General features: G+C 73.2%; 1 protein-coding gene and 1 pseudogene. One reads left to right on the top strand and one right to left on the bottom strand.

Annotation, left to right across the window (positions count from 1 at the left end):
• Positions 1-466: 466 nt before the first annotated feature.
• Complete coding sequence (locus A9X05_RS23815) at positions 467-1,612, bottom strand: hypothetical protein (protein ID WP_197499185.1); 1,146 nt, start codon at positions 1,610-1,612, stop codon at positions 467-469.
• 508 nt (positions 1,613-2,120) lie between these two features.
• On the opposite strand from A9X05_RS23815, the pseudogene A9X05_RS23810 reads away from it, so the two are divergent.
• Positions 2,121-2,730 (top strand): annotated as a pseudogene (locus A9X05_RS23810) (hypothetical protein); the annotation flags it as partial.

The following is a 2,730-nucleotide window of genomic DNA, read 5'->3' as shown; positions in this document are numbered from 1 at the left end:
CGCCGGTGCACGTCCCCGAACCGCCACAGACCGGCGGCACGGGGCCCCAGTGGCCGCCGCACCAGACTCCGCCCGGGCAGGGCTCGTCCCCGCCCCCCAGCAGTGGCACGGGTGGTTCCGGCGGTGGGCATGTGCCGCCTCCGGACACCGGTGGTTCCGGCGGTGGGCACGTGCCGCCTCCGGGTAGCGGCACGGGTGGCTCCGGCGGTGGGCACGTGCCGCCTCCGGGTAGCGGCACGGGTGGCTCCGGCGGAGGGCACGTGCCGCCCCCGGACACCGGTGGTTCCGGCGGTGGGCACGTCCCGCCCCCGGGTACCGGCCCCGGCGGCTTGGGCGGCGGGCACGCCTCGCCCCCGGGCGACGGCGGCTTGGGCGGCGGGCACCTCCCGGCCCCAGGTTCCGGCGGCGGCGGCAGTACGCCCAGCGGTCCGGGTGGGCTGTTCGGCGGCGGACCTCTCGGTGGCGGTCACGGCAGTGGCGGGCCGATCGGGGGTGGGGCCCCCGGAGGCGGCTTCGGCATCCCGGGCGGCGGCTTGGGCGGCGGCCACAGCGGGGGCGGCGGCCTCGGTGGTGGCGGCGGACTCGGTGGGGGCGGCGGCTTCGGCGGCGGCCACAGCGGTGGCGGTGGCGGCAGCTTCGGCGGTGGTGGCGCCTGGACTGCCGGGGCGACGACGTTTTGGGTGATGTCGGGGCGCTGATGCGCGTGGGGCCGGATGTCGAAGGCCAGCGCCAGCGAGAGCGCCAGGACACCGCCGACGAATACCAGGGTCGCGGCGACGACGGCCAGCACCGGCTTCCGGCTGCGCCGATCGCCCCGGTCCGCCGCGGACTCGGCTCCCCGGGCGGCCGCGTCGCCCGCTTCGGCGCTGTACGCGAGCTCGCGCCCGCCCGTCGCGGGTTGTCCTGCGTAGGGCATCGCGATCGTCGACGGCGCCCCCAGGTGGGCGTTGGCCGCCGCCAGCGAGGCGCCGCGGGCCAGCGCCATCTCGGGTTCCTCGGGGGTGGTCACCGACAGCGAGGTCGCCGACTCGAGCGCCGGCTTGATGTACGGGATGTCGACGTCCGAGCCCACCAGGAACAGCCCGTCCGGGCGCGCCCTCATCGATTCGGCGCCCGAGGCCAACGCGGCCAGCTGCGCCAGCGCCGCCCCGTCGCTGCTGGGCAGCGCATGCCGGCGCACGTCGGCGACCGAACCGTCGGCGGTGTCGACGACGGCCAGCGTCGCGGTGCTGGGCTCGACGAACAGCAGCGCGGTGCGCGCGCAGTTGGTGGCACTGCCCGCGGCCTGCGCCAGCGCCGCGGCAGCCATCACGCCGGACACCAGCATGACGTCCTCGATCTTGCGCTCCGCCAACGCATTTCGAAGCGCGGCCGCCTCGGCTTGATCCGTCCACGTCACGCCGCTCGATTTCACCCGATAGCCACCCGCGGCCGCGCTTTCCCGTGTGCCGAGAATCGCGTCGACCACGCGGTCCGCCGCGGCCACCGCCGTTGTCTGATCGGCGAGTTCAAAGCCGTCCTGGTCGACGGTCACTCCGCCGGCAGCTTCGCCTTCGACGAGCACCATGCGGACCGTCTCGGGCGCCATAGACACGCCAAGTACGACGTCCACCGCTCCTCCAAGTCGTCCAAATCGATTGCGTGTCGTGCGGGGACAGCTGTGTTCCCGCCGCGGGGCATCATCGCTTTCCAGAATTGGCCGGACGGATTTTCGACGCGATCACGGCCCCACACCCCGTCGCCACCCTAGCGCGCGAAGTTGGACGCGTCCGGCAGCCGCGAAGCGCTATTTGTGCCCGCCGCCGCCGCATCCGTCCCGGTCGTCCCGCCGCCGCCGGCATCGCCCCAACCCGGACCCGGCCCGTCCCACAGCGATCAGTGGGACGACTGGCTGCATCGGCACCTGGGCGGCCACGGCATCCCTGTCCCCTAGCCCGCCCGCCGGGTGCCGAACACGCGTAAAATCGGGACACTAGGGGAAAACACGGTGGGGACTAAGTGACCTCTGGCGTTTTCGCGGGGTGCGGCGGCCACGTTCTCATCATCAGCGCTAGCAATCGAACGATGGAGGAGCTTTGGACACGGTACTTGGCGTGTCGATGGCGCCGACGGCAGTCCGAATGGTGCTGGTCGAAGGCCAGAATGGCGAAGGCGCCACCGTCGACGAAGACAATTTCGACGTTCCGCCCGAAGACGACGCGGCAACGCTCAGCGCGGCCAACCAGGTAGTCTCCGCGATCCTGGGCACCCGTCAGGGCGCGGCCGAGGGCGGCTACCAATTGGCATCGACCGGCGTCACATTCACGGACCCGATCGAGGCCGCCGCACTGCGGGACGCACTGGCCGCCCACAAGGTGGAGAACGTGATGTTGGTCTCGGCCTTCCTGGCCGCGGCCGCCCTCGCGCAAGCGGTGGGCAGCCAGACCAACTACTCGCAAACTGCCCTGCTGTACATCGAGCCGGACACCGCCACTCTGGCGGTCGTCAACAGCGCCGACGGGTCGATCGCCGACGTCCAGCGCCAGCCGCTGCCGGCCGACGACGAGGCCGCGGTGGCCCAGCTGGCCAGCATGGTGTCGCACGCGGAGACGCTGGAGACACGGCCGGACGGCGTGTTCGTCGTCGGCTCGGGCATCGACATCCCGCTGATCAAGCCCGCGCTGGAGGCGGCCACCTCACTGCCCTTGTCGGCGCCCGAGGAGCCCGAAACGGCGCTGGCCCGCGGGGCGG

The sequence above is a fragment of the Mycobacterium sp. E3298 genome (genome assembly GCF_001666895.1).
In the GTDB taxonomy this organism is placed as follows: Bacteria; Actinomycetota; Actinomycetes; order Mycobacteriales; family Mycobacteriaceae; genus Mycobacterium.
This window is presented reverse-complemented; position numbering and strand designations above follow the sequence as displayed.